This is a genomic window from Kordia jejudonensis, assembly GCF_001005315.1.
GTDB classification, from domain to species: Bacteria; Bacteroidota; Bacteroidia; order Flavobacteriales; family Flavobacteriaceae; genus Kordia; species Kordia jejudonensis.
The window spans coordinates 1-23,787 of the sequence record NZ_LBMG01000057.1; the positions used below are offsets into that span (position 1 = coordinate 1).

General features: G+C 33.6%; 30 protein-coding genes. 12 read left to right on the plus strand and 18 right to left on the minus strand.

Features of this window, described 5'->3' with window-relative positions; translation table 11 throughout:
• Positions 1-57: 57 nt before the first annotated feature.
• Positions 58-279: a hypothetical protein gene (locus AA089_RS25015; RefSeq protein WP_156169163.1), complete on the minus strand. Its 222-nt coding sequence runs from the start codon at positions 277-279 to the stop codon at positions 58-60.
• A gap of 204 nt (positions 280-483) precedes the next feature.
• Between AA089_RS25015 and AA089_RS20205 the strand changes: the two genes are divergently transcribed.
• Together AA089_RS20205 and AA089_RS20210 are read left to right on the plus strand one after the other, a co-directional pair.
• A complete protein-coding gene (locus tag AA089_RS20205) occupies positions 484-909 on the plus strand; it encodes a hypothetical protein (RefSeq protein ID WP_156169166.1) in 426 nt (141 codons plus the stop codon).
• Between the two features lie 102 nt (positions 910-1,011).
• A complete protein-coding gene (locus AA089_RS20210) occupies positions 1,012-1,539 on the plus strand; it encodes a hypothetical protein (protein ID WP_046758824.1) in 528 nt (175 codons plus the stop codon).
• 1 nt (position 1,540) lies between these two features.
• Here the strand turns inward: AA089_RS20210 and AA089_RS25770 are convergent, their stop codons facing one another.
• The 4 genes from AA089_RS25770 to AA089_RS20235 all read right to left on the minus strand — a co-directional run bounded on the left by AA089_RS25770 (position 1,541) and on the right by AA089_RS20235 (position 5,231).
• On the minus strand, positions 1,541-2,659 hold the full coding sequence (locus AA089_RS25770; protein ID WP_316936958.1) for an LOG family protein: 1,119 nt from the start codon (positions 2,657-2,659) through the stop codon (positions 1,541-1,543).
• A gap of 309 nt (positions 2,660-2,968) precedes the next feature.
• Positions 2,969-3,841 carry a peptide chain release factor N(5)-glutamine methyltransferase gene (prmC, locus tag AA089_RS20225; RefSeq protein WP_046758826.1) on the minus strand — a complete coding sequence of 291 codons (873 nt, stop codon included), beginning with the start codon at positions 3,839-3,841 and terminating at the stop codon, positions 2,969-2,971.
• Positions 3,842-4,134: 293 nt separating this feature from the next.
• Positions 4,135-4,614 carry a GNAT family N-acetyltransferase gene (locus AA089_RS20230; protein WP_046758827.1) on the minus strand — a complete coding sequence of 160 codons (480 nt, stop codon included), beginning with the start codon at positions 4,612-4,614 and terminating at the stop codon, positions 4,135-4,137.
• A 44-nt stretch (positions 4,615-4,658) separates the two neighbouring features.
• Positions 4,659-5,231, minus strand: coding sequence for a pentapeptide repeat-containing protein (locus AA089_RS20235; RefSeq protein ID WP_046758828.1), 573 nt, complete (start codon positions 5,229-5,231; stop codon positions 4,659-4,661).
• 167 nt (positions 5,232-5,398) lie between these two features.
• Between AA089_RS20235 and AA089_RS20240 the strand changes: the two genes are divergently transcribed.
• Genes AA089_RS20240 through AA089_RS20260 form a run of 5 tightly spaced genes read left to right on the plus strand, consistent with a single transcriptional unit; the run spans position 5,399 to position 9,003 of the window.
• Positions 5,399-5,860 carry a hypothetical protein gene (locus AA089_RS20240; protein ID WP_046758829.1) on the plus strand — a complete coding sequence of 154 codons (462 nt, stop codon included), beginning with the start codon at positions 5,399-5,401 and terminating at the stop codon, positions 5,858-5,860.
• Positions 5,857-6,906 (plus strand): bifunctional diaminohydroxyphosphoribosylaminopyrimidine deaminase/5-amino-6-(5-phosphoribosylamino)uracil reductase RibD, encoded by a 1,050-nt coding sequence (ribD, locus tag AA089_RS20245; protein ID WP_262495034.1) that lies wholly within the window; start codon positions 5,857-5,859, stop codon positions 6,904-6,906. The genes AA089_RS20240 and ribD overlap by 4 nt, the downstream gene beginning before the upstream one ends.
• Positions 6,899-7,513 carry an HAD family hydrolase gene (locus AA089_RS20250; RefSeq protein WP_046758831.1) on the plus strand — a complete coding sequence of 205 codons (615 nt, stop codon included), beginning with the start codon at positions 6,899-6,901 and terminating at the stop codon, positions 7,511-7,513. Before ribD ends, AA089_RS20250 begins: the two co-directional genes overlap by 8 nt.
• Positions 7,510-8,370 (plus strand): DMT family transporter, encoded by an 861-nt coding sequence (locus tag AA089_RS20255; protein WP_046758832.1) that lies wholly within the window; start codon positions 7,510-7,512, stop codon positions 8,368-8,370. The genes AA089_RS20250 and AA089_RS20255 overlap by 4 nt, the downstream gene beginning before the upstream one ends.
• Before the next feature lie 18 nt (positions 8,371-8,388).
• Complete coding sequence (locus AA089_RS20260) at positions 8,389-9,003, plus strand: IMPACT family protein (protein WP_046758833.1); 615 nt, start codon at positions 8,389-8,391, stop codon at positions 9,001-9,003.
• Between the two features lie 63 nt (positions 9,004-9,066).
• Here AA089_RS20260 and AA089_RS20265 read toward each other — a convergent pair whose 3' ends face one another.
• From AA089_RS20265 to AA089_RS20295, 7 genes are all read right to left on the minus strand, one after another.
• Positions 9,067-9,960 carry a hypothetical protein gene (locus AA089_RS20265; RefSeq protein WP_046758834.1) on the minus strand — a complete coding sequence of 298 codons (894 nt, stop codon included), beginning with the start codon at positions 9,958-9,960 and terminating at the stop codon, positions 9,067-9,069.
• Positions 9,961-10,134: 174 nt separating this feature from the next.
• Positions 10,135-10,683, minus strand: coding sequence for a hypothetical protein (locus AA089_RS20270; protein ID WP_046758835.1), 549 nt, complete (start codon positions 10,681-10,683; stop codon positions 10,135-10,137).
• Positions 10,670-11,143, minus strand: a complete 474-nt coding sequence (locus tag AA089_RS20275) for a hypothetical protein (RefSeq protein ID WP_046758836.1) — start codon at positions 11,141-11,143, stop codon at positions 10,670-10,672. Before AA089_RS20275 ends, AA089_RS20270 begins: the two co-directional genes overlap by 14 nt.
• Positions 11,144-11,358: 215 nt before the next feature.
• Entirely contained in the window at positions 11,359-11,553 is a 195-nt protein-coding gene (locus AA089_RS20280) for a hypothetical protein (protein ID WP_162200465.1), read from the minus strand.
• A 137-nt stretch (positions 11,554-11,690) separates the two neighbouring features.
• Positions 11,691-12,539: a hypothetical protein gene (locus AA089_RS20285; RefSeq protein ID WP_046758838.1), complete on the minus strand. Its 849-nt coding sequence runs from the start codon at positions 12,537-12,539 to the stop codon at positions 11,691-11,693.
• Positions 12,539-13,030 carry a glycine-rich domain-containing protein gene (locus AA089_RS20290; protein ID WP_046758839.1) on the minus strand — a complete coding sequence of 164 codons (492 nt, stop codon included), beginning with the start codon at positions 13,028-13,030 and terminating at the stop codon, positions 12,539-12,541. The genes AA089_RS20285 and AA089_RS20290 overlap by 1 nt, the downstream gene beginning before the upstream one ends.
• Before the next feature lie 52 nt (positions 13,031-13,082).
• Positions 13,083-13,490 carry an acyl-CoA thioesterase gene (locus AA089_RS20295; RefSeq protein WP_046758840.1) on the minus strand — a complete coding sequence of 136 codons (408 nt, stop codon included), beginning with the start codon at positions 13,488-13,490 and terminating at the stop codon, positions 13,083-13,085.
• Between the two features lie 204 nt (positions 13,491-13,694).
• Here AA089_RS20295 and dnaA point away from each other — a divergent pair, with 204 nt between their 5' ends.
• The 4 genes from dnaA to AA089_RS20315 all read left to right on the plus strand — a co-directional run bounded on the left by dnaA (position 13,695) and on the right by AA089_RS20315 (position 17,782).
• Positions 13,695-15,122: a chromosomal replication initiator protein DnaA gene (dnaA, locus tag AA089_RS20300; RefSeq protein WP_046758841.1), complete on the plus strand. Its 1,428-nt coding sequence runs from the start codon at positions 13,695-13,697 to the stop codon at positions 15,120-15,122.
• A gap of 9 nt (positions 15,123-15,131) precedes the next feature.
• Positions 15,132-15,587, plus strand: a complete 456-nt coding sequence (locus AA089_RS20305; RefSeq protein WP_046758842.1) for a low molecular weight protein-tyrosine-phosphatase — start codon at positions 15,132-15,134, stop codon at positions 15,585-15,587.
• A gap of 65 nt (positions 15,588-15,652) precedes the next feature.
• The gene (locus AA089_RS20310; protein ID WP_046758843.1) at positions 15,653-17,041 is read left to right on the plus strand and encodes a PQQ-dependent sugar dehydrogenase; all 1,389 of its coding nucleotides are present in this window, start codon (positions 15,653-15,655) and stop codon (positions 17,039-17,041) included.
• Positions 17,042-17,068: 27 nt separating this feature from the next.
• Positions 17,069-17,782, plus strand: a complete 714-nt coding sequence (locus tag AA089_RS20315; RefSeq protein WP_046758844.1) for an SAM-dependent methyltransferase — start codon at positions 17,069-17,071, stop codon at positions 17,780-17,782.
• 327 nt (positions 17,783-18,109) lie between these two features.
• Here AA089_RS20315 and AA089_RS20320 read toward each other — a convergent pair whose 3' ends face one another.
• The 5 genes from AA089_RS20320 to dapF all read right to left on the minus strand — a co-directional run bounded on the left by AA089_RS20320 (position 18,110) and on the right by dapF (position 21,633).
• The gene (locus AA089_RS20320; protein WP_046758845.1) at positions 18,110-18,748 is read right to left on the minus strand and encodes a hypothetical protein; all 639 of its coding nucleotides are present in this window, start codon (positions 18,746-18,748) and stop codon (positions 18,110-18,112) included.
• A gap of 109 nt (positions 18,749-18,857) precedes the next feature.
• Positions 18,858-19,766 (minus strand): DUF2279 domain-containing protein, encoded by a 909-nt coding sequence (locus AA089_RS20325; protein ID WP_046758846.1) that lies wholly within the window; start codon positions 19,764-19,766, stop codon positions 18,858-18,860.
• A gap of 9 nt (positions 19,767-19,775) precedes the next feature.
• Complete coding sequence (locus tag AA089_RS20330; protein WP_053002608.1) at positions 19,776-20,339, minus strand: endolytic transglycosylase MltG; 564 nt, start codon at positions 20,337-20,339, stop codon at positions 19,776-19,778.
• Positions 20,336-20,860, minus strand: a complete 525-nt coding sequence (locus AA089_RS20335; RefSeq protein ID WP_046758847.1) for a GNAT family N-acetyltransferase — start codon at positions 20,858-20,860, stop codon at positions 20,336-20,338. Before AA089_RS20335 ends, AA089_RS20330 begins: the two co-directional genes overlap by 4 nt.
• Positions 20,854-21,633 (minus strand): diaminopimelate epimerase, encoded by a 780-nt coding sequence (gene dapF / locus AA089_RS20340; protein WP_046758848.1) that lies wholly within the window; start codon positions 21,631-21,633, stop codon positions 20,854-20,856. Before dapF ends, AA089_RS20335 begins: the two co-directional genes overlap by 7 nt.
• A gap of 290 nt (positions 21,634-21,923) precedes the next feature.
• On the opposite strand from dapF, the gene AA089_RS20345 reads away from it, so the two are divergent.
• Complete coding sequence (locus AA089_RS20345) at positions 21,924-23,345, plus strand: trypsin-like peptidase domain-containing protein (RefSeq protein ID WP_046758849.1); 1,422 nt, start codon at positions 21,924-21,926, stop codon at positions 23,343-23,345.
• A gap of 75 nt (positions 23,346-23,420) precedes the next feature.
• Here AA089_RS20345 and AA089_RS20350 read toward each other — a convergent pair whose 3' ends face one another.
• Positions 23,421-23,648, minus strand: coding sequence for a hypothetical protein (locus tag AA089_RS20350; RefSeq protein WP_046758850.1), 228 nt, complete (start codon positions 23,646-23,648; stop codon positions 23,421-23,423).
• Positions 23,649-23,787: the final 139 nt, after the last annotated feature.

Genomic DNA, 23,787 nt, shown 5'->3' on the forward strand with positions numbered 1-23,787 from the left:
TCGGAAGATTTTTTCTTCCGACCATGACTGACCGAAGTTCGCCTAAATGATAAAACATTAGCAATCTGAAGTAAGAATGTAACATTCAAGTTGTCGAGTTTCACAAACAATATGAGAATCTCCTGTTGGAATATTGCAAATAAAAGGGTCAAATGTGAAACATAAACCTGTAAGTCCTGGTGGCGGTGGCGGTGGCGGTGGCATGCCTCCTTTTGCACGATCGAGTTTAGAAACAGATGTTTTGTTTAATCGTAAAGATGTAAGATTCTTTTTTTTCATGATTAAATAGTTTAAGAATTAATAAAGAACAATCATATGAAATTAAAATTTGAAACCTCTACGGAAAACCCGTAATTAATATTTAAATGTATGAATATTTATACCATAAAAGAAGAACAGGTTGATAGGTATGTTACACGCTAAGCCAATAGAAATATTCGCTTAATTGCGAGTATTATGTCGGTCGTGATATTGCTTTTATTCATGTTTACCTATAGTTACGGTGTGCACGACATCATTATGCTTCCGTTTACGATTATGATGACGGTAATTATCTTGTTTATTTACTTACTTTCATTCAATCAAATTGGAAATATTGCCCAAAAAACTACGTTTCATATCTCTGAAACAAAAGTTGAAAAATTAGTCGCTAATGGAGAATTAAATCTTGCTAATCAGTTTGTAAATGCGCGAAATGAAGCACGGTATGGCGCAAAAACGGATCAATCATTTCTTGTGAGCGAAATTGAATCAACCATTATAAAACCAACTGAAATTATCATTAAAAGTTACGATTATAATTTTTTTAATTCGAATGGAAAAATTATAATTCCGCAAGAAATACATGATTTTCAAACGGTAAAAGACTTCATTACAACGCATGCAGCTGCATTTAAGCTTGAGGAATAATATGCGGATTGCTGTTAAAATTATCCTAAGAATATACCTTTATATAGCGTTAGGTAATCGGTTTTCAATATATTTGAATCTTGAAATTTTCAAACACACACAATGAAAAAAATATACTCTATTTTTACGCTTTTGATCATGACTGCAATCATATTAACGTCATGTCAACAATCGAAAAAGTTAGCTTCTTCTGACGAAATTGGCACGTATGCATTTAATGTGTTGACAAATTTAGAAAGTCTGTCTGAAAACGAATATATCAATCGTTTTTACACTTTTGAAGAATTGAAATCGTATGTACTAGCTCATCCAGATGAGTTTGGAAAAGAGTTTTTAGAAAATTACAAAGTGATCACTAAGAAAGATTTCAATAGTAGACTTATTGCAGATTACAACAAACTTCAACAAGAAGGAACTACTTTTCAAATTGACTGGAGCGAAATTGAGCCTGTAAATTATCAATATTGGCCAAGAGCTACCAATGGTGTTCAAAGCATGAAAGGCGATTTGTTTTTTACACACAATAAAAAAGCCTACAAAGTAACTGTGACTGCTTTTAAAGCGGGAACTGATTTTTATGTCACAAAAATTAATGATTTTTCTGCGGTAAAAGAACAGGCTAAAAAATAGTTTATTTTAAATATTTTGATGTGACTTTCGGAACAAAATTCTGCATTCGATCTAGCAATCGTGTACTATCTGTTTCTATGATGAGCATGTCAAAGTTCTTTTCTTTGAGTAAACCTTTTTTCATCATGGTGTGCATCATTGCAATCAGTTCATCATAATAACCGTTACTATTCAAAATTGCCACAGGATGTTTCATTTGTCCCAATTGCAATGCCGTAATGACTTCAAAAAGTTCTTCCATCGTGCCAAATCCACCTGGAAGCGCAATAAAACCTTCGGCTAGATCAATCATTTTCATCTTGCGTTCTACCATAGTTTTTGTGGTGTGCAACTCCGAAATACCAAGATGTGCTACTTCCCTACTTTTTAGAAATTCAGGAATAATTCCAATAACTGTTCCGCCATTTTCTAATACAGTATTTGCGACAACGCCCATAATACCAACTTGCGAACCGCCATAAATCAAGGTTATATTCTTTGTGGCTAACGCTTTTCCAAGTTCGCGTGCATCCGTTACAATTTTGTCATCATTTCCTAAACTGCTTCCGCAATATACTGCTATACTTTTCATTTTTTGGGTTTTGGGTTTTGGGTTTTGGGTTTTGGGTTTTGGGTTTTGGGTTTTGGGTTTTGGGTTTTGGGTTTTGGGTTTTGGGTTTTGGGTTTTGGGTTTTGGGTTTTGGGTTTTGGGTTTTGGGTTTTGGGTTTTGGGTTTTGGGTTTTGGGTTTTGGGTTTTGGGTTTTGGGTTTTGGGTTTTGGGTTTTGGGTTTTGGGTTTTGGGTTTTGGGTTTTGGGTTTTGGGTTTTGGGTTTTGGGTTTTGGGTTTTGGGTTTTGGGTTTTGGGTTTTGGGTTTTGGGTTTTGGGTTTTGGGTTTTGGGTTTTGGGTTTTGGGTTTTGGGTTTTGGGTTTTGGGTTTTGGGTTTTGGGTTTTGGGTTTTGGGTTTTGGGTTTTGGGTTTTGGGTTTTGGGTTTTGGGTTTTGGGTTTTGGGTTTTGGGTTTTGGGTTTTGGGTTTTGGGTTTTGGGTTTTGGGTTTTGGGTTTTGGGTTTTGGGTTTTGGGTTTTGGGTTTTGGGTTTTGGGTTTTGGGTTTTAAAAATGTTAGTTCTAAATGTTTCATCCAAATGCAAACTACTAAACTTATAAACACAGAAGCTGCCTTTATTGCTCTTTGTTCTATGTTCTTTGTCCTATGTTCTATGTTCTATGTTCTATGTTCTATGTTCTATGTTTAATTGAAACTAATAATTTTACATTCAGCATTTAACATTCAACATTTATAATTTCAAAATTCGTTATTCGTTATTCGTTATTCTATATTCTTTGTTATTTGTTATTTGTTATTTGTTTAATTGAAACTAATCTTTTTTCATTCAACATTCAACATTCAACATTCAGCATTCAACATTCAACATTCAACATTTAAAATTTAAAAAGTTCCTCTTAACATTCGGTCAACGCCAAAAATATCTTTGCGCAATTCAACAGCTGTATATTCTTTATTTTTCAATAGTGAAACCATTTCTTTCCCTAAGTATTGATTGATTTCAAAGAATAAATTTCCACTAGATTGTAAGTTCGCTTTCGCGAGATCGGCTATTTTGTCGTAAAATACCAACGGGTTTTCATCTTCTACAAATAACGCAGAATCAGGCTCGTATGCCAATACGTTTTTCTGCATCATTTCTTTTTCTAAATTTCGCACATATGGCGGATTGGACACAATGATGTCAAATGATGTTGGGTTTTCTTTGCTGAAATTCAAATCTGTAAGTTGTAAAACATCCGCTTGTACAAACTGAATCTCAACTTGAATGATTTCAGCATTTTTCTGAGCAATTTGTAACGCTTCCGCAGAAATATCTATGGCGGTAATTTCCGCATTGGGAAGATTCTTTTTCAACGCAATCGGAATGCAACCGCTTCCTGTGCCAATGTCTAAAATTCGAAGCTTTCGCGTGATTGCATCATTTTGTACTGTATCTAAAATCCATTGTACCAATTCTTCTGTTTCTGGTCGTGGAATTAGTGTATGTTCATTTACACAAAATTCCAATCCAAAAAAATGTGTTTTCCCTAATATATGTTGAATTGGTTTCTCCAGTTTCAATTCGCTCAAAGCGGCAAACATTGGAGTTTCTTGCTCTTTCGTGATCGTATATTCAGGATCTAACGCCAAGGTAAAACGTACCAAACCAAAATAGGCTTCCGTCAACATGAAAAAGAAACTGTCTACTTCGTTTTTTCCGTAGATTTCATCTAATTCTTTGTGAAATATGCTTTGTATATCTTTTAATCGCAAGGGTTTTGGGTTTTGGGTTTTAGGTTTTAGGTTTTAGGTTTTAGGTTTTAGGTTTTAGGTTTTAGGTTTTAGGTTTTAAAAATATTAGTTCTAAATGTTTCATCCAAATGCAAACTACTAAACTTATAAACACAGAAACTGCCTTTATTGCTCTTTGTTCTATGTTCTATGTTTAGTTGAAACTAATAATTTCACATTCAACATTTAGCATTTATAATTTCAAAATTCATCAAGTTGCTTCAAAGAATACTAAAATCTATTACCCAAAAGCAAAGCGACCAAACACCTACAAACTACAACTCCTTCAGCATCCAAACATCACATGAATAATGTCCTGTACTTCCAAGTGGTGCATCCAAATGTTGAAATCCGAAGGTTTCATAAATATGAATCGCCGCTTTAAATTTTGGCGAAGATTCAAGGTAACAATGCGTATATCCAAAATCTTTCGCAGCTTGTAAACATTTAGCAAACAACAATTTACCATAGCCTTTCCCTCTAGTTTTTGGAAAAAAATACATTTTCTGTAATTCGCATACATTGTTTTTATTGTCGCGCAATCCTTTTATTCCTCCGCCACCAACAACTTCTCCATCATCTTCTTCAATTACATAGTAAACTTCCCGTTCGCCTTGATATGTTTCAAACATTCTGTCTGTTTCAGGATCTTCATATGCTGTTCCTACTTTTGGCATACCAAACTCAGGAATAACCAATCGGATGCAGGCTGCCATTGCAGGATTGTCTTTTGGTTGTATTTCTCTGATAATCATATTTCTATAATTGAAAGATTAAAAATTTAATGATTGAAATCGTCTTAACTTATTTTTATATCATAATTTGCTAACAATCCGTGAATTTCAGCACGTGAAAATATTGCTTTTTTGAGTTGATTCAAACTAGGATTGATTGTATAATTATACGCCGTACTCAAATCGGCTTTTTCTAAATTAGTATTTTCAAAAATTGCGCCTTTCAAATTACAATCATCAAAAATAGAATTTTCTACATTCGTTCCTGTAAAATCTACATTTTGCAAGTTAGATGCTCTAAATGTCGTTTGCTTTATTGTCAAATGTGCAAAAGACGCCAATTCTAAGATACAGTCTTGAAATATTGCCGAAAACATAAAATCATTGCACACACTAAAATCTACGCCAAGTAACTTACAATTCACAAAATTAACTTCGGTAAATGTTGTGCTTTTTACTTTAGCATTCGTAAAATCACAGGTATCAAAAGTGCATTCTAAAAATGTCATGGCTGTTACATACACGTCTTCAAACTTGCAATTTATAAACGTACAATTGTCGTATTCTCCTTTCGGAAATGTACGTTGCGTATAATCAATCGCTTTAAAAACTTGATCTTGATAGAATTCTTGACTCATTTTATGTTCGCTTCAGATAGAAATTATGTAGTTTTGTGATGCTGTGAAGATAGTAAATTTAGTTATTTGTTACGCGTTGTTTATTGTTCGTTTTTATGAAGATAAACGTTCCTAAACCAAACTTGATTTAGTTTTTCGCGACAGCAAGATTTAATACCATATATATTATGAAAAAACTCATCTTTATTCCATTATTATTGTTGCTTTTCAACTGTGATGTGAAAAAAAAGCCATTATTTGTCGCTATTGAAAATGTAAAAGTTAATAAGGCAACGCTGATCAATGTTGAATTGACTGCGGAAGCTGTGTTTTTTAATCAAAATGATATTGGTGGCTCCTTAAAAAGCGATAATATTAAGGTATATGTAGATGATGCATTTATTGCTGATGTAAGTTCAGAATCGTTTCCTGTGCCTGCCAATGGAAACTTTTCAATTCCGCTAAAAGTGGTTGTTCCGTTGAATGAAATTTTTGAAAATAATAAAAACGGATTGCTAGAAGGCATCTTAAAAGCTGCACAACAACAGAAAATGACCATTAGTTATAAAGGAACAATTACCTACACAGCTTTGGGCTTTTCATATGATTATAAAGTAGATCAATCACAAGAAGTACAAGTAAAATTATAGTGCAACATACTCACGAAACATACATGAAACGTTGTTTGCAATTGGCTGCAAATGGTTTGCCTATAGCAATGCCAAATCCGTCCGTTGGTGCAGTAATTGTACATAATAATGTAATTATTGGCGAAGGCTACACAAGTGCCTATGGTGGAAATCATGCGGAAGTAAATGCTGTCAATTCTGTAACAGACAAATCGTTATTAAAGGAAGTGACAATGTATGTTTCACTAGAACCGTGTAGTCATTTTGGTAAAACGCCTCCGTGTAGCGACCTCATCATCAAACATCAAATTCCGAAAGTAGTTATTGGCACAATGGATCCGTTTGCCAAAGTAGCTGGAAAAGGAATTGAAAAGTTGCAAAATACTGGCTGTGAAGTAGTTTTAGATGTTTTGAAAGAAGAATGCATTGCATCAAACAAACGATTTTTTACATTTCATCAATACAAACGTCCGTACATTATTTTAAAATGGGCGCAAACAAAAGATGGTTTTATTGATAAAATTAGAAACGAAAATGATCCGATTCAGCCCAATTGGATAACGAATGAATTTTCACGGCAATTGGTGCATAAATATCGAAGTGAAGAAGCTGCAATTTTAGTAGGAACCAATACAGCAATTACAGACAACCCAAAGTTAAATACACGCGATTGGCATGGTAAAAATCCTGTCCGTATCGTGTTGGACAGAACATTGCGAGTTCCTTCTAACAATGAATTATTGGATCAAACAATAAAAACGATAGTTATTACCGCAGCAGAACACGAATCGCGAGAAAATTTACATTTCGAAACTATTGATTTTTCTAACAATATTCCAACACAAATTTGTGCTATTTTATACAAACATGAATTACAATCGGTAATTATTGAAGGAGGAAAACAAACGTTACAAACATTTATTGATGGTAATTTATGGGATGAAGCACGCGTTTTTACAGGAAATATATCTTTTCAAGAAGGAATTGAAGCGCCAACATTTCATGGAAAATTACATTCAAAACAAACTATTATAGACGATTTACTAGATATTTATACCAATGATTAAAAACTTACTTTTCGATTTTGGAGATATTTTCATCAATCTAGACAAACCTGCGACCAATCGGGAGTTGCACAAGTTAGGAATTCAGGAATTCACAGCTGAAATGGTTGAAAAGAATCAAGCATACGAAAAAGGATTACTAACTACAGAAGCGTTTGTTGATTTTTACCATCAAGAATTTCCACACACAACCAAAGCCGATTTAATTGACGCTTGGAATGCTATTTTACTCGATTTCCCAAAACACCGACTAGAATTCATCAAACAATTGGCAAAAGACGGAACGTATCGTTTGTTATTGTTGAGTAATACAAATGACTTGCATATTTCTTGGATTCAACACGATTGGGGAATGAAATTGTACAACGAGTTTAAAGATTGTTTTGAGCAATTTTACCTTTCGCATGAAATCAATTTGAGAAAACCAGATGCAAATATTTACGAATTTGTCTTGCAGGAAAATGGTTTGAAAGCTGAAGAAACGCTCTTTATTGATGATACAAAAGAAAACACTGACACAGCTGCTACTTTGGGAATTCACGTTTGGAATTTGATACCTGCCGAAGAAGATGTAGTTGATTTATTTACTCACAAAGCACCTTTATTTTGATATATCTTATTCTTAGCATTTGTATTTCCAGTTCGTTATTTGTCATATTTAAACTCTTTGACAAATACCAAGTAAATACTTTTCAAGCGATTGTTGTTAACTATCTGACAGCTTTTACTTGTGGATTTTTCTTTTATGGAAACGGTGTATCTATTACCGAAATGACCCAACGTCCATTTATGATTGGTGCCATTATTTTAGGATTTCTTTTTATCTCAATTTTTATGGTAATGGCAACCACTGCACAGCGCAACGGACTTTCAGTTGCTTCGGTGGCAAGTAAAATGTCGGTTGTAATTCCTGTGATTTTTGCGGTAATTGTATATAAAGAACAACTCAGTTTATTGAAAATTTCAGGAATCATATTGGCATTAGTTGCTGTATATTTAACAACTGTAAAAGATGATGGAAAAACCTTTGATCGTAAAAAATTATTATTCCCTATTTTACTATTCTTAGGCTCAGGAATCATTGATACTTCCATCAAATACATGGAAACCGAATATGTAGCAGATGGCGAAACACCATTATTTTCTGCGGCAATTTTTGGTTGTGCATTTATTATTGGAATTGTAGTTGCTACGGTTCGTCGCGATTTTAAGATTACAGGAAAAACAATTTTAGGTGGAATTGCACTCGGAATCCCGAACTTCTACTCTATTGTCTTTCTGTTAAAAGCATTACGTCCTGAAAACTTGGGCGATAGTTCAACGGTTTTTCCGATAAATAATGTAGCAATTGTGATGCTATCCACGCTATTAGGAATTATAATTTTTAAAGAAAAACTTATTACAAAAAACTGGATCGGAATTCTCATTGCAATTATAAGTATTGTCATTATTGCGATTTCGGCATAACATAAAACGTATTGACTTTTGGAACTAAAAGATACCTATAAAACTATTGATATTCCTTCGGAAGAAGTATTGTTTAAAGACCGAAACAGTAAATTCTTCGGATACGCTTTTCCTATTTCCAATGAAGATGATGTCAAGACATATTTGGAAGCTTTGAAAAAAAGTCATCATTCTGCACGACATTGGTGTTATGCCTGGCAATTGGGTAAAAGTGAACCGTTTCGTTTTCGTGCCAATGATGATGGCGAACCTTCTAACAGTGCAGGAATGCCGATTTATGGACAAATTCAATCCTTTGACGTTACTAATATTTTAATTGTGGTTGTTCGTTACTTTGGTGGAACAAAATTGGGCGTTGGCGGATTGATTAACGCGTATCGTACTGGTGCACAATTAGCCCTAGAAGCTTCTGAAATTCTAGAAAAAACGATTAACACTGATTATTTACTTGTGTTTGATTACAAAAACATGAACAAAGTCATGCGCGTGATCAAAGAACGAAACTTGAATATCATTACGCAAAAATTGGAAATGAATTGCAGAATTACCATTTCGGTACGTCAAAAAGATGCACAACAAATTTTTGAGTTGTTTGAGAATTTGTATGAGATTGAGATAAAAGAGTTGGATTGAATTGATAATTTTCTATCAAAACATTTTAAAGTTGAGACTGTAATTCAGTAGATTGATTCTATCCTATTTCAAATTACTTTTTTGAACCCAACCGTACTGATAAAAATCATAGCTCATCAAATTATTATATTTGTCGTTATTAATCAACATCACAAAACAAAATAATTCATCATTCTCATCTTTCCTTTCCGCAATTACATAGCAGCTTGTTCCAACAGATAAGTATGATATCGCTTTATTTCCTTCATAAAAATAGGCATAATCATCTCTATTAAAATCGGCGTCAGTAGTTTTTGATGGCTTAATTGTGAGATATACATTTTTTGTGACTTTCAAAGTGTCTTTAATCGTTGAGTTATCAGGAAATTCAGTTTGCATTACATACCCATATCTATCCGTTAGCGATACGCAAAACTCAGACGAATTCAACTTTTCGTAACCTGATATGTACTTATTCTTTTTATTTCTATAAGGTATAAAACAATCTGTAGAATTTTTAAATTCATAATCTTCAAGCAAATATTCATACTGTGCACAACACGGAAATTGAATTAGTTGAAAGCTTTTTAATTGATTATTTTCTATATTAATTTTAGTGAAATTTCCGAGCAATTTAATAACTGGGCGAAGTGAATCTTTTTCATTTACGTAAAAAGCAGCGATTGTTTTTTCAATTCCATCTGCCTCCTTATTATTATAAATTATGTCTAACAAACCATCTCCATTAAAATCTAGTACATGATAATTTGAGAATTCTCCGTCTTTTGAAATCGCTGGAGTGTATAAGTTTACATATTTTGAATAAGCACGTTTCTTCAAAAGCGCTAATTTTTCGGTATCAGAAACCTTTGCTTCTATTTTGGAGAAATCGAAGTGTTTATATTCTTTTGGTGGAAAACTTTGTCCAAAAGTATACGATGAAATTAAAAAGATTAGAACAAATATTATTTTTTTCATTTAGTGTATATACAGCATTATATTTAGAAACTACGTGTATTTTGTATAGTGGTGAAATCGTTTTATTTTACTTTCATTCATAATCAAAAAAACAAAAATCGTGTCACGTACTGAAATCTGAAGTATTTTTAATGTACTTTTTTTAAGAATAGATTCAACTTACAACACAAACAATCACTTATCCTTCTTTTCATACTTCGCTATAGGCTCACTTACACAAACTTCTTGCTTCAATTTGGCTTGCCATTCGTGTTGTGTAGACATCATTTTACATAACTTTTCATGAGAATACACTTGATACCAAAGTTCCTTTTGAAAATCACAGACATCTTTAAAAATCATTTCGGAATGAATCATGAGTTTCAAAATAAAATCGTCTTGTGGCGTACGATGATTATTTATAATTTGACTCAATTGTACAGGCGTAATACCCATATCGTTGGCAAAAACAGTTCTTTTAGAATAAATAGTATCAATATACTGTTGTAAAAATATTGAAAAGTAATGCTGTTTTTCGTGTATTGGCTGTTTGATAAATTCTTGCATTTTTAACTTTAACTGCATTAATTTAGCACGAATAACATCGTCTTTAGACAATCCTTTCATACGTTGCAAACGTGCTTCCATTAAAGCAGTTGCTTCCGATTGATATACAGTTTCTGAGGTATATCTGCTATCTACGCCAAATTCTGGAGTTGTATGTATGTTTTTATCCTTCGTCATGGTCAAATCGATTTATCAAGTTTATTATTTCTGGCATTTCAATACTTAGTGTAAGTCCTGTAGCCATAAAGTTATAGGTATTTATATAATGTTTAGCAATTTCCGTTTTGGGTCGTAAGGAAACGCATGCCAATGCTGCATATTCTAAGATAGCAATTTTTGCTGCGTGTGTTATCAAATTTCCCGCAATGCCTTCAAAGGCTTTGTTTTTTCCTTTATTTTCAACCGAAACCGTTAGCAATCGAATGTGTACGCGCCATTCGTTTGGTATTCTTTGCAATGAAATTAATCCTAATATTTCACTAGAATCAACCATGCATAATTTGTACACTTCATATTTCTTTTCTGTTTTCCAATTGAAGAAATAGCGTGCTTTGGTTATTTTTTGATATTCATTAGTTTGAACAGGCGTTATTTGCACACGATGCAAATTACCAGTTGCTATTTGTTTGATTATCATTTTTAAAGATACGGATTTGTTTCCGGTTTTTGAAATTTATTTCAACTTTGTTTACATTTTTGTAAACTAATTACGATATGATGTATCAGCGATTGATAAGTTGTAATTTTTACTCATCAAAAAGATAAAAAGATTTTTGAACTGCTTGATGATTGGTATGAAAGTAAAATAAAGAAAGATGATAAAGAAAGTACACTTCATCATCTTTTATATTCTTATCGAATCAATCCGTTTAAATCGTCTACAATAGTATTTCCAACATTTACGACTGGTGTACTCGTTGTTTCAGGAGGAGTTGTAGTTGTTGTTGAAGTAGTATCGGTGGTATCTGTAGTTTCAGATGACTCGCCGCCATAAATTTTAAATAGTTTGCTTGCAGTCAATTCTTTGATACATTTTGAATTTTTCAAATTTTTAATACATTTCATTTTCAAATAATTTAATGGTTTACAGTACTTAAATATACCCTTTTTGTATTAAAAAATGATCAAGTTGGTAAAGCTTTGCGCTACGTTTAGTGTTTCGTCTACACAATTACTTACACTATTTAATCACAACCACCGCAACCGCCACAACTACTGCATCCGCTATCGCAGCCACTGTCCCAAGAAGAACAACTTGAAGCATCAAATTCAGAATCGAATGAATCCATAGTGTCGGAAAATAAAGAATCAAAAGATTCGTGATCTTCAAATTCACAATCAAATAAGCAATTATCATCATAGAAATCTCCATAAAGATACCAATCATCGCCATAAGAATCAACACTTGTATATATTGATCTTTGCTGTTCAATGAGTACTTTGTCTATCTTTTTGAGCAGATCAAAATCTAAATTCTGTAATAAAAAAATATTTCCACCAATTGCTATTAAAAATTCTAAGGCTTTCTTCTGATCGTTTTTCAACAAATCGTTAATCTGCAAATTTACTTCCCGCAAATAGGTTGTAATTTCTTGATGAGCTTTCTTTCCTGCCTCAGTTAATTTAATGAATCGGAACAAGGAGATAAAAAACGAATCATTGAAATATGAGGTTAACTCTTTACTCCTTTTAATACTTTCTCTATAGCTTCTTTTTCCGCTGGAAGCTTCATATGTGATTTTTACAAAGTGCTTGAAAAGTATTTGAATAGATGCTTCTTGTGTAAAAGGTTTCAGAAAAATTACTTCATGATGCCTCGGAACGTACTTTTCAAAGTTTTTACCAGTTTCAACGTATGTATACAAACGCGCTTCATTTCTTGGATGTAGTTGCTTATTTTCTGTTACAATTTTGAGAACTTGCTTTAAAAGCAAATCCATAAAAGTAAATTTCAACAAGTCTTTGAGCTGTGCGGCACTTCCTTGTTGTATCAAAATTGTTTCTGCGGGTGTTATCCTAGAAAGTAGTTTCATTATTTTAAAAATCTTAATTTAGGAAGTATCCAATACTTACGCCTGTTTATTCTTGTAAAGTGAATTTCTTTAAATCTTGTTTCAACATCAACCCAAATATCTTTTGGTGGCTTTTTTAAAAAGATTGATTCATAAAATGCTAAAGTTCGCATGTATTGTTCTTTGAACAACATTTTTTCTTCAGCACCTTTTGTTGGTCCATGATGAATTTGTTTGTTGATGGTATTTTGACAAAAATCAATCCAATACGATTGTGTGTATAACAAATGAAGATGCCAAACTTGATCTATTTGATCGGATGGTGTTTGTGGAAAATCTGAGATTGCAATCAAAAAAAGAAACTTTTTATATTCCAAAACTGTTCTTATAGAATATTCTAAAGTCCAATCGTTTTCTCTAGCAAGTCTATCTGTAAATGTAAATGAAGAATCTACATCATCAATTTCAAAACTTCGAATTTTATCCCATAAAAGTTTTTGTGCTTCTGTCATGTATCTGAATTATCACAATTATTTGACTGAATCTTTTAAAAAGTGTTACAAATTAAAAGTCAATCGTCGATAATTTTTCGATCAAATGCGCGGGACATTTCATAGGTCTTTTTGTCTTCATATTGATAAACGCCAAAACAGTGTTTCCTAGTGTAATAATTTCCTTACTTTCATTCAAAATTTCGTATTCAAATTCAATCTTAACTGACGGTAATTTTTTCAGTGTGGTTCTAACTGTCAGCACATCATCATAATATGCCGATTTTTTATAATTAATCTGAATAGAAATTACAGGAAGCATCACACCAGCTTCTTCCATTTCTTTGTAAGAAATGCCCAAAGCGCGTAACCACTCAGTTCGCCCCATTTCTATAAACTGTACGTAATTGCCGTGATATACAACGCCCATTTGGTCGGTTTCGCTGTATCGAATTCTAGTTTTTATTTCGTGACTTCTCAAAGTATTTTTATATATTTAGTAATGTTAACGAATTGTAAAAAAATTGTTTCCAAGCATGCGAAAAAAATTTAAGAAATTCAATAGCGTTCAAGTTTTTTTTTCACTTTTTTTTTCACATATTTGTTCACGCTAAAAAACGAAAGGAGAAAACCCCGAATTTTCTTTTTTTTCCTAACCTAAAGAATAACAATTTAACAGTAATAAATGAGTGTAACTGCGCAATCAGTATGGGATAATTGTCTGTCTTTCATAAAGGACAACATTCAACCACAAGCATATAAAACTTGGTTTGAGCCTATAAAGCCTGTAAAGTTAACAAATAAAGCATTAAGCATTCAAGTTCCTAGTAAATTTTTTTACGAATGGCTTGAAGAACATTATGTGAAATTATTGAAAGTTGCGCTTGTTAAAGAATTAGGAAATACAGCACGTTTGGTATATATCATTAAAATGGAAAATACCTATGGAAATAAAAAACCGTTTACGGAAAAAATTCCAAGTGCCAATCGTAGCAATGTAAAAGCACAAGAAATTGATGTGCCTATCAAAAATAAAAGTCCTGAACTGAAAAATCCATTTATCATTCCTGGTATTAGAAATGTTAAGATTGAATCTCAGTTAAATCCAAATTATAATTTCGATAACTTCCTTGAAGGCGATTCAAACCGTCTGGCACGTTCTGCTGGAATGGCTGTTGCCAACAAACCTGGAGGAACATCGTTTAATCCACTATTGATTTTTGGTGGTGTTGGACTAGGAAAAACACACATTGCACACGCAATTGGTGTTGAAATTAAAGACAAATATCCTGAAAAAACGGTGTTGTATATCTCTGCTGAGAAATTTACACAACAATATATAGAATCTGTAAAGAAGAATACACGTAACGATTTTATACATTTTTATCAATTGATAGATGTATTGATTATTGACGATGTACAATTCTTCTCTGGAAAATCTGGAACACAAGATGTGTTTTTCCACATATTCAACCATTTACACCAAAATGGAAAACAAGTGATTTTGACTTCTGACAAAGCTCCTGTTGACATGCAAGATATTGAGCAGCGCTTGTTATCGCGTTTCAAATGGGGACTTTCTGCCGAATTGCAAACACCTGATTTCGAAACACGTGTTTCTATTGTAAAGAATAAATTGTATCGTGATGGTGTAGAAATGCCAGACGATATTGTAGAATATGTTGCAAAAAATATCAAATCGAATGTTCGTGAATTGGAAGGCGCAATTATTTCACTAATTGCACAATCATCTTTCAACAAAAAAGAAGTTACGATCGAATTGGCAAAACAAGTCGTTGAAAAATTCGTTAAGAATACCAAACGCGAAGTATCTATCGATTACATACAGAAAGTAGTTTCTGATTATTTCCAAATGGATGTTTCTACCTTACAATCTAAAACTCGTAAGCGACATATTGTACAAGCAAGACAATTGGCAATGTTTTTTGCGAAGAAATTTACAAAAGCTTCTTTAGCAAGTATTGGTTCTCAAATTGGAAAACGCGATCATGCTACAGTATTACACGCTTGTAAAACGGTTGACAACTTATCCTCTACTGACAAACAATTTCGCAAATATGTAGAAGATTTAACCAAGAAACTCTCGCTTTAATCTTATCACATGAAAACTAAAATTTTAATGGTTTGCTTAGGGAATATTTGTCGTTCTCCTTTGGCAGAAGGAATTTTAGCTTCCAAACTTGATCCAACGAAATTTGAAGTAGATTCTGCTGGAACTGCAGGTTATCATGTTGGCGAACTTCCCGACAAACGCTCGATGACTACTGCAAAACAACACGGACTTGATATTACCTACCAACGCTCAAGAAAGTTCGTTAGAAGTGATTTTCAAACGTTTGATTACATCTTTGCGATGGATCGATCGAATTATGACAACATTCTCGCTTTAGCCACAACAGAACAAGATCGTGCAAAAGTGCATATGATTTTGAACCAAATTTCTCCAAATTCCAACGCAGAAGTACCAGATCCGTATTATGGCGGCGATCAAGGTTTTGAAAATGTATATCAAATGCTTGACGAAGCTTGTTCAATTTTTGCTCAGAAGATTTCATAGAAAAAGCGCTCTAAAAGTATGTGTTATTTTTTTGTACCTTACTAAAAAAAACCAACCTACTTACTATGAAAACTAAAACTCAGCTATACCTAGCACTGCTATTTCCTATTTTATTATTTGCACAAGATGTATCATTACAATCATTTGCAACAGGATTTTCAAGACCTGTAGACATTAAGCACGCCAACGATTCTCGCCTGTTTATTGTAGAGCAAGATGGTGTAATTAAAATTTTAAATTCGACAGGAATTACAAATCCGACACCATTTTTAGACATTGATGCACGCGTAAACGCTACCGAAAACGAGCAAGGTTTATTAGGTTTGGCATTCGATCCTAATTACACAACAAACAATCGCTTTTATGTAAATTACATCAACAATAGTGGAAATACCGTTATTGCACGATTTACAACTTCAGCAAACCCTAATATTGCCGATGATACAAGCGAAGAAATTCTATTGACAGTTTCGCAACCATATGACAATCACAATGGCGGCGCTCTTGCTTTTGGAACTGACGGTTATTTATACATAGCGTTAGGTGATGGCGGAAGCGGTGGCGATCCAGATAATTACGCGCAAAATTTACAATCACTTTTAGGAAAAATTCTCAGAATTGATGTCAGCGGCGCTACAGGATATACCATTCCATCAACAAATCCATTTGTTGGAAATCCTACAGGTTTGGACGAAATTTGGTCGTACGGACTTCGAAATCCGTGGAAAATGTCGTTTGATAGCGATAACGGAGAACTATGGATTGGCGATGTTGGACAAAACAGTAAAGAAGAAATAAACAATGTTCCGATCGTAAATGCTGGTTATAATTTTGGCTGGAAATGTTACGAAGGAAACAGCATATTCAATACTAATGGTTGCCCAGCGATGGCTTCAATTACATTTCCTGTGAATGAATATAATTATGGCGGAAACCCTTTTAGATGTTCAATTACAGGTGGTTATAGATACAGAGGAACTGCGTATCCAGATTTTCAAGGATTGTACTTTTTTGCCGATTATTGCACAAGTGAAATTGGAACCTTGACAGAAAATGGCGGCGCTTGGACAATGACAATGAATGGTCCATTTTCGGGAAATATTGCTACGTTTGGCGAAGACATGAATAAAGAATTGTACGCCGCAGGTTTATCAAACGGAACAATTTATAGAATTATTGATACAACATTAGGTATTAATGAAAACTCACTTGCTGACAATTTTCAGATGTATCCAAATCCTGCGAATGATTTCTTCCAAATCAACAATCAAAATGTAGCTTCACAAATTGAAAAAGTAGCTTTGTATTCGTTTAGTGGAAAACTGATTTCAACAACGAATATCACTACTGAGAATCAAAAAATTACGATAGATCAATTGAGCAAAGGAATTTATATAGTACAAATAATTTTAAATAATGATGTCAGCGTATATCATAAATTAGTCAAAAATTAGTTTTATTTGTATTCAAACCCCATACGTATGCAATCATCAAACGGAATTTTATATTTGATCCCAACAACTTTAGGCGACAATGAACCTTTAGAGGTTTTACCTTTATCCGTAAAGAAAATTGTTGAAATCACTAATCATTATATTGTTGAAAACGAGAAGACTGCGCGTCGTTTTATCAAAAAAATTACACCAAAAAAATCGCAACCTTCATTACAGATTCACGTGTTGAATAAATATACACAAGATCAAGAATTGCCTTCGTTTTTAGAAGCTATTTTTAATGGAAAAAATATTGGCTTGTTATCAGAAGCTGGTTGTCCTGGTGTTGCAGATCCTGGTTCGGAGATTGTAAAAATTGCACATGAAAAGGGAATTCGAGTGGTTCCGCTGGTTGGACCTTCTTCAATTTTGATGGCAATGATGGCTTCAGGAATGAATGGTCAAAATTTTGCATTCAACGGATATTTACCAATTGACAGTCACGAACGTAAGCGCGCCATTAAACAATTGGAAAAACGTGCTGGAGATTTCAAACAATCGCAGGCATTTATTGAAACGCCATACCGAAATGACAAGTTATTAGCTGATTTAACAGCAACTTTATCAGGAAATACACGATTGTGTGTTGCGTGCGACATTACCCTTTCTACAGAATTTATAAAAACGATGACCATTAACGAATGGAAAAAAACAACTGTGAATCTTCATAAACGACCAACGATGTTTGTGATTGACAAATAGGTCGCTCCGCTGTTGGATACTAGAGCGCTGACGCTTTTAGACTTGCTGACGCTCTTTGATAGCAAAATGATTAGACTTACTCAAAATATCACTTCGAGTGGATTTGCAAAGCAAATTTGTATAGAGAAGTAGTTTGAAATCTATAAGCCTTCTAGTGTGTTTCGTTTTTTAGTTACTGTTCTCGTATTTTTTATTTGTTATTCGTTATTCGTTATTCGTTATTCGAAAAAAGACAATCCTTGAATCTTTCAATCTTTCAATCTTAAAAATAAAAAAACCTCAGCATGTTTCCATACTGAGGTTTTATGTTAACTAAACTTGAGTAACTTATACTCTTGCTTTTTTGTTGGCTTTTACAGAAGATACATCATATCCAGCGAAACGCTTCATATAATAACTTACTGTTGAACCATAAGCGTCGGCAAATCCTAGTTGCCCGCCACTTCTTAAATACTTTTTTACGCTTCCTGGCCCAGCCAAATGTGCAGCAGCCAAAATTCCTGACTCTGTAATGACTACACCGTTGATTTTTTTACCAACTGAGCGTTTGATGTCTCTTCTTAGAATCCACTTATTTCTTGAGGTGTTTGCTTCAAAGGCTCTTTCTTGTAATTTTGGATCGTTTAAGAATTTTGTAGGATTATAAATTCCTATCATTTCTAATGTTCCTTTTCCAAATTGATACTTTCCAAGATACCCTAAGGTATTTACCACGAAATAATTTCCTTGTGATTCTTTAAATGCTAAAGCTTCTTTAAAGCCCAAATAATCATTTCCTGTATACGGAATTGGAACTCTCTCAGAATGCTTCTCATCTAGCGGTAGCACTGTAACTAGTCTAGATGATTTGTTATTGTTTTCAATGTTATTTTTAAGAACGTTGGTTTCTTTTTTTGAAGTGAAACCTAAACTTGCAAATGTTAAAACAGCTATTAAAATTGAAAATTTTATTGCTCTTTTTCCCATAAAATTTGTTTTCTTTAAGACTTACTAATTCACTGAATTACGCTTAAAATTTCAGCGTGCAAATATACACATTATTTTTTAATAATGGTTTATTTATGTTAAAATAACGTTAAAAGTAGATTCCGTGAAACTTTACTTTTCCTAACGTATTGATTTCCAAAGTTGGGGCTGGAATTTTTATAAAGTTGACTACACTAAAAATACTATTTAGAAACTTAGAATTTGTCTGTATTTTTGTTAAATCAATATCAATACTGAGATAAAACTGCCGAAAACGTTTTAGTTCTGGAAAAATTTCACGTTGTTTTTCAATAGTTCCTGCTACTAAACCTTCGGCGCCATAGCCAAAAGCGATATTGAACCATTTTGGTATTTTACTTTGTTTGAAGAACGAATGCACGTTTGCACTCAACCAGTAGGTTTGTCCGTTATAATCTTTTAAAACTTCTTCTAGAAAGCCATCGCCAAGTTTATTTGGGCGCAATTCTGCAAAGCGTGTCCGATGAAACGAATACTTTAGTTTGATGCGTTGTTCTTCCCACAATAATTCTTGTCCAACGTATAAGCCAGTTCCTAAGCCGTTTGCCAGCACATCTCCAAAAGAAGCTCCCCATTCAGCTGAAAAGCCATCCATGACTTCTACGGCTGTTAAAAAGCCAAAACCAAGCGTTGCACCATAAATGAGCTGATCTTTCTTAGAAACGCCACTCCATTGTAATACGTCTGCTCCTACTTTTCCAACATAGTACGATGTCAATACATGTCCTGCTTTGTCCATTTGCAACCATTCATTGTTATCATTGATAAAACGAAACGACGAACGCGGAAAATCTGCATACCAAATTCTGTCCAAACCAACTAAGGTAATAGTAGCCAAAGAAGCTTCTGTGATCGCTACAAAATCACGTCGTGGTTTGTGTAAGGTGTCCGATTTTATCCAAAAACTCGGTGGTGTCAATTGTGCCGTTGCTACATTTACAAAACAGCATATGAAAAGTAATTTGAAAAGAAGTTTCATCAAGAAATATTACTTGGTTTGTTTTTGAGAAATGTTATACACGCGATTTCTGAATTCTTCGGCAGATGTATTCCAAGGCATTTGATACGTTCCTGATTTATAGATTTCTTGAAATTTGAGCTTTTTTTCACTTAGAAATAACGAATCATTCAAAAATACAATCAAATCACTTTCGTTGGCTTCTATTTGAGTTGAGACTTGTTTTGCAATGACATCAATTTCATTTGTGTCAGGAATTACGACAGTTATCACATCACTTTTTGCCTGTAACGTTCGAACGATTTCAAGATTAGACATATCTTTTTTAATTGTAAATTTTCCAGCAATTACTTGTGTTCCGTATCCAAGTTTTTCTGCCACAATTCTAAAGCTTTCTTCGTCTTTCAACAAAGGAAATAATTCGTTTTGCAAGGTGTATGAATCTACTTTAGAAGGAATGTACACGTAGGCTTCTTCATTATTAAAAGCGGTATTTGAACCTGAAAAAACTTGAATAATATCATATACTTTTATTCCACAAAACACCAAACCTAGCATGGCAATGACAATTAATATTTTTTTGATGTAACTCATTCCGCTATTTTTTGATATAGGATTTCATTTTTAAACTCACCATTAACGAAAGTCCAATCGCGCTTGACGCCAATTTTCTCAAAACCTACACTTTCAAAAAGTTTGATACTTGCCAAATTGTCTTCACCTATGTTTGCAAATAATTGATGTACGTGCAAATGTTTGAATGCATATTCGCAGACCAACTGCAATGCTTCTTTCCCGTAACCTTTATGTCTGTGTTCGTTTTTTGCAATTAGCAATCCGACACCGACACGTTTATTTTTTGGATCAAACTCAAAGAGATCTATTAAACCAATGGATTCTTTTTTATTGTTGACCATGACCAAGCGCAATTGTTTTGCTTCATAAATATCTTGATGTGCATTTTCTAGATATTGCTTGATCAAAAATCGCGAATACGGCGTTTGTGTGGCACTAATTTCCCAGATAGATTCGTCATTTTCTATCCCGTAGATAAAATCTAAATCTTCAGGCTCTAAAGCTCTTAGGTATAATTTTTCGCCTGTTAATGTTAGCATGTAATTTCTCCTTTAAATACTTGTGTTGCTTTTCCTTTTAGAAAAATATTGGTGTATGTTGTTCCTTCTTTTTGAAACGACACGTACAGCGTTCCGCCTTCTACTTGCAACGTTACTTCATTAGAATTTGTTTCCTGTAGTGAATTCATTGCCAACGCTACAGCTGTAACGCCAGTTCCACAGGAAAGTGTTTCATCTTCTACACCTCTTTCGTACGTTCGCACTCTGAATTCTGAATTTGAAATCTTTTTTACAAAATTCACATTTGTTCCTTCTTTAAAATAAGGCGCGCCATATCGAATTGCAGCACCTTCTTTTTTAATATCAAATTGCTCTATTTCTTCTTTAAATACTACATGATGCGGCGAACCTGTATCTAAAAAAACGTGATCTTCATGTTGTTCAACCGTTGATACATCTTGCATTTGTAAATCAACAATATCATTGGTTATTGTGGCATAATGTTTCCCATCAATTGCCATAAATGTCGTTTCGTATTGTATGACTCCGAGATAATTCGCGAAAGCGACGATACAACGACCACCATTTCCACACATCGTACTTTCATTTCCGTCAGCATTGTAATAGACCATTTTAAAATCGTACAAATTGTCAGTTTCTAGCAGTATCAATCCGTCAGCACCTATGCCAAATTTTCGGTCGCACAAATGATTTATGAGTTTGGTATCGTTTTTGGGAAATTGTAATTGTCGATTGTCAATTAATACGAAATCATTTCCTGTACCTTGATATTTATAGAAAGAAAGTTGCATTTTGTGTATTTGATGGCGACAAAAGTACAAAATAAAAGATAGGAAACCGCATTGGAATTCGTGTAAGACATCACAATACCATTCAAATATGTAGTATTCGACAACCTGTCTTACGCGGTAGTTTTTAAGTTGATTTTAACATACTTATGAAATTGAGTTAAAACGTCGTTAAAGTTAAAATACGACTACAATATTTATGTAATTTTAAGTGTTAAACTCAGACAAAAACCATAAATAACACATTGAGGTTTCAATCAAAAAATTACTAACAAATAAATATTTTAAAAAAAATGAAAAAATTTGCAAGTTTACTATTTGTGTCTATTCTTGGAGGCGTTATTAGTATTGGAGCTTATAAATTCTTTTCGGAATCCCCTGAAAAAGTTGAACAAGCTTCCGTTTTAGAACAATCTGCGTATGTCCCAACAAATTTTGTAAATAATCCTACGACGACAACGAATGCTGCTGCCGCTGGAATTGATTTTACAGAAGCTGCAGAAAAAACAGTGCATGCCGTTGTACACGTAAAAAATAAAATTACCAAAGTAGCACCGAGAAGCATTTGGGATTTATATAATGGAACAGGACGTCCACAAACACAAATTGGCACAGGTTCTGGTGTGATCATTACGCCTGATGGACATATTGTAACAAACAATCATGTGATTAAAGGTTCAAATGAGTTACAAGTGACCCTAAATAATAACAAAAATTACATTGCAAAAGTGATCGGAACTGATCCTTCAATGGATATTGCTTTGCTAAAGATTGATGCAGACGAAGAGTTGCCTTATATTTCTTTTGGAGATTCTGACAATGCTAAAATTGGCGAATGGGTGTTAGCGGTTGGAAATCCTTTTAATTTGACTTCTACCGTTACCGCAGGAATTATTAGCGCCAAAGGAAGAGATTTGAACGAAGGCGATAATTTACGCCAATCATTTATTCAAACAGATGCGGCAGTAAATCCAGGGAATTCTGGTGGTGCATTGGTAAATACTAACGGAGAATTGATTGGAATTAACACTGCAATTACGTCTCAAACTGGTTCATATATAGGATATTCATTTGCTGTTCCGAGTAATATTGCTCAAAAAATTGTAAGCGATTTATTGGAATATGGCGATGTTCAAAAAGGATTGCTTGGTGTTTCTGGTGGATCGTTAAATTCAGTAGTTGCTGAAAAACTAGGTACTGACGAAACAGAAGGTTTTTATGTTGGAAAAGTCTTTGAAAATTCTGGAGCTTCAAAAGCTGGAATTCAAGAAGGCGACATTATTAAAAAATTAGACGATGTAAAAGTTGCTCGATTCTCAGATTTGTCAGGATATTTAAGTTCTAAACGCCCTGGAGATATTGTACAAGTAACGGTTTTACGAGATGATGATTATGAAACAATTCCTGTAACATTAACAAAAGAAGAAATTTCTAATAGCGTGAATCTAATGAACATGAAATTAGAAAACTTAGATCCGCAAGAAGCTGAAAAGTACAGTATAGAATCTGGAGTAAAAGTAGTTGAAAATAACAACAGACAATTATACAGCGAACTAGGAATCACGCCAGGATACATTTTAGTTGAAGTGAATGGGAAAAAAGTGAAATCGGCGCAAGGCTTAAAGAATATTATCGATTCCTATGGAGAAGACAAAATTCAAATCTTAGCATTCTTAAATACAAAAGGACAATACGAGCGTTTTATCTTCCGATAAAAAGTGCCATCTCTATATGTCAGAAAACCATCAGAATATTTTATATAATCTGATGGTTTTTTTTGAATTACTTTTTTAACAAGTAATACCAACTTCTGTCACTCCAGAAACTGGTTGACAAGTTTGGGTATGGTAACAAGTAACATCCGTAACTGCACATTCAACAATAGAACAACGATATGGATACGACACACAATTCTTCTGTAATGTTTCTACTGCGCCACCTCTTATTTTTTGAGAGCTTACATCAGCAACTTGCACTTTACTCAAACTTAACTTTGCATTAAAATTCTTTTTTTTCATGGTTTACTTATTTTTTCCCTACTCTTTTTACTATCAGGCTTTTCGGATTCCGCCCATATTATGAAAGCTTTCAAATGTAAGTTAATACGTATAAGTTTTGTTACCCGATAAAGTGCAATAAAAAAAGTGTTTCATTTGT

Bases quoted from the DNA above. Each gene is read 5' to 3' on its own strand.
- AA089_RS25770 (WP_316936958.1), bottom strand. From the start codon at position 2,659: ATGAAACATTTAGAACTAACATTTTTAAAACCCAAAACCCAAAACCCA.
- AA089_RS20230 (WP_046758827.1), bottom strand. From the start codon at position 4,614: ATGATTATCAGAGAAATACAACCAAAAGACAATCCTGCAATGGCAGCC.
- AA089_RS20310 (WP_046758843.1), top strand. From the start codon at position 15,653: ATGAAAACTAAAACTCAGCTATACCTAGCACTGCTATTTCCTATTTTA.
- AA089_RS20330 (WP_053002608.1), bottom strand. From the start codon at position 20,339: ATGAGTTACATCAAAAAAATATTAATTGTCATTGCCATGCTAGGTTTG.
- dnaA (WP_046758841.1), top strand. From the start codon at position 13,695: ATGAGTGTAACTGCGCAATCAGTATGGGATAATTGTCTGTCTTTCATA.
- AA089_RS20270 (WP_046758835.1), bottom strand. From the start codon at position 10,683: ATGACGAAGGATAAAAACATACATACAACTCCAGAATTTGGCGTAGAT.
- AA089_RS20350 (WP_046758850.1), bottom strand. From the start codon at position 23,648: ATGAAAAAAAAGAATTTTAATGCAAAGTTAAGTTTGAGTAAAGTGCAA.
- AA089_RS20285 (WP_046758838.1), bottom strand. From the start codon at position 12,539: ATGAAACTACTTTCTAGGATAACACCCGCAGAAACAATTTTGATACAA.
- AA089_RS20325 (WP_046758846.1), bottom strand. From the start codon at position 19,766: ATGAAACTTCTTTTCAAATTACTTTTCATATGCTGTTTTGTAAATGTA.
- AA089_RS20335 (WP_046758847.1), bottom strand. From the start codon at position 20,860: ATGCTAACATTAACAGGCGAAAAATTATACCTAAGAGCTTTAGAGCCT.
- dapF (WP_046758848.1), bottom strand. From the start codon at position 21,633: ATGCAACTTTCTTTCTATAAATATCAAGGTACAGGAAATGATTTCGTA.
- AA089_RS20305 (WP_046758842.1), top strand. From the start codon at position 15,132: ATGAAAACTAAAATTTTAATGGTTTGCTTAGGGAATATTTGTCGTTCT.
- AA089_RS20205 (WP_156169166.1), top strand. From the start codon at position 484: ATGTTTACCTATAGTTACGGTGTGCACGACATCATTATGCTTCCGTTT.
- AA089_RS25015 (WP_156169163.1), bottom strand. From the start codon at position 279: ATGAAAAAAAAGAATCTTACATCTTTACGATTAAACAAAACATCTGTT.
- AA089_RS20210 (WP_046758824.1), top strand. From the start codon at position 1,012: ATGAAAAAAATATACTCTATTTTTACGCTTTTGATCATGACTGCAATC.
- AA089_RS20235 (WP_046758828.1), bottom strand. From the start codon at position 5,231: ATGAGTCAAGAATTCTATCAAGATCAAGTTTTTAAAGCGATTGATTAT.
- AA089_RS20275 (WP_046758836.1), bottom strand. From the start codon at position 11,143: ATGATAATCAAACAAATAGCAACTGGTAATTTGCATCGTGTGCAAATA.
- AA089_RS20290 (WP_046758839.1), bottom strand. From the start codon at position 13,030: ATGACAGAAGCACAAAAACTTTTATGGGATAAAATTCGAAGTTTTGAA.
- AA089_RS20315 (WP_046758844.1), top strand. From the start codon at position 17,069: ATGCAATCATCAAACGGAATTTTATATTTGATCCCAACAACTTTAGGC.
- AA089_RS20250 (WP_046758831.1), top strand. From the start codon at position 6,899: ATGATTAAAAACTTACTTTTCGATTTTGGAGATATTTTCATCAATCTA.
- AA089_RS20320 (WP_046758845.1), bottom strand. From the start codon at position 18,748: ATGGGAAAAAGAGCAATAAAATTTTCAATTTTAATAGCTGTTTTAACA.
- AA089_RS20240 (WP_046758829.1), top strand. From the start codon at position 5,399: ATGAAAAAACTCATCTTTATTCCATTATTATTGTTGCTTTTCAACTGT.
- AA089_RS20345 (WP_046758849.1), top strand. From the start codon at position 21,924: ATGAAAAAATTTGCAAGTTTACTATTTGTGTCTATTCTTGGAGGCGTT.
- AA089_RS20265 (WP_046758834.1), bottom strand. From the start codon at position 9,960: ATGAAAAAAATAATATTTGTTCTAATCTTTTTAATTTCATCGTATACT.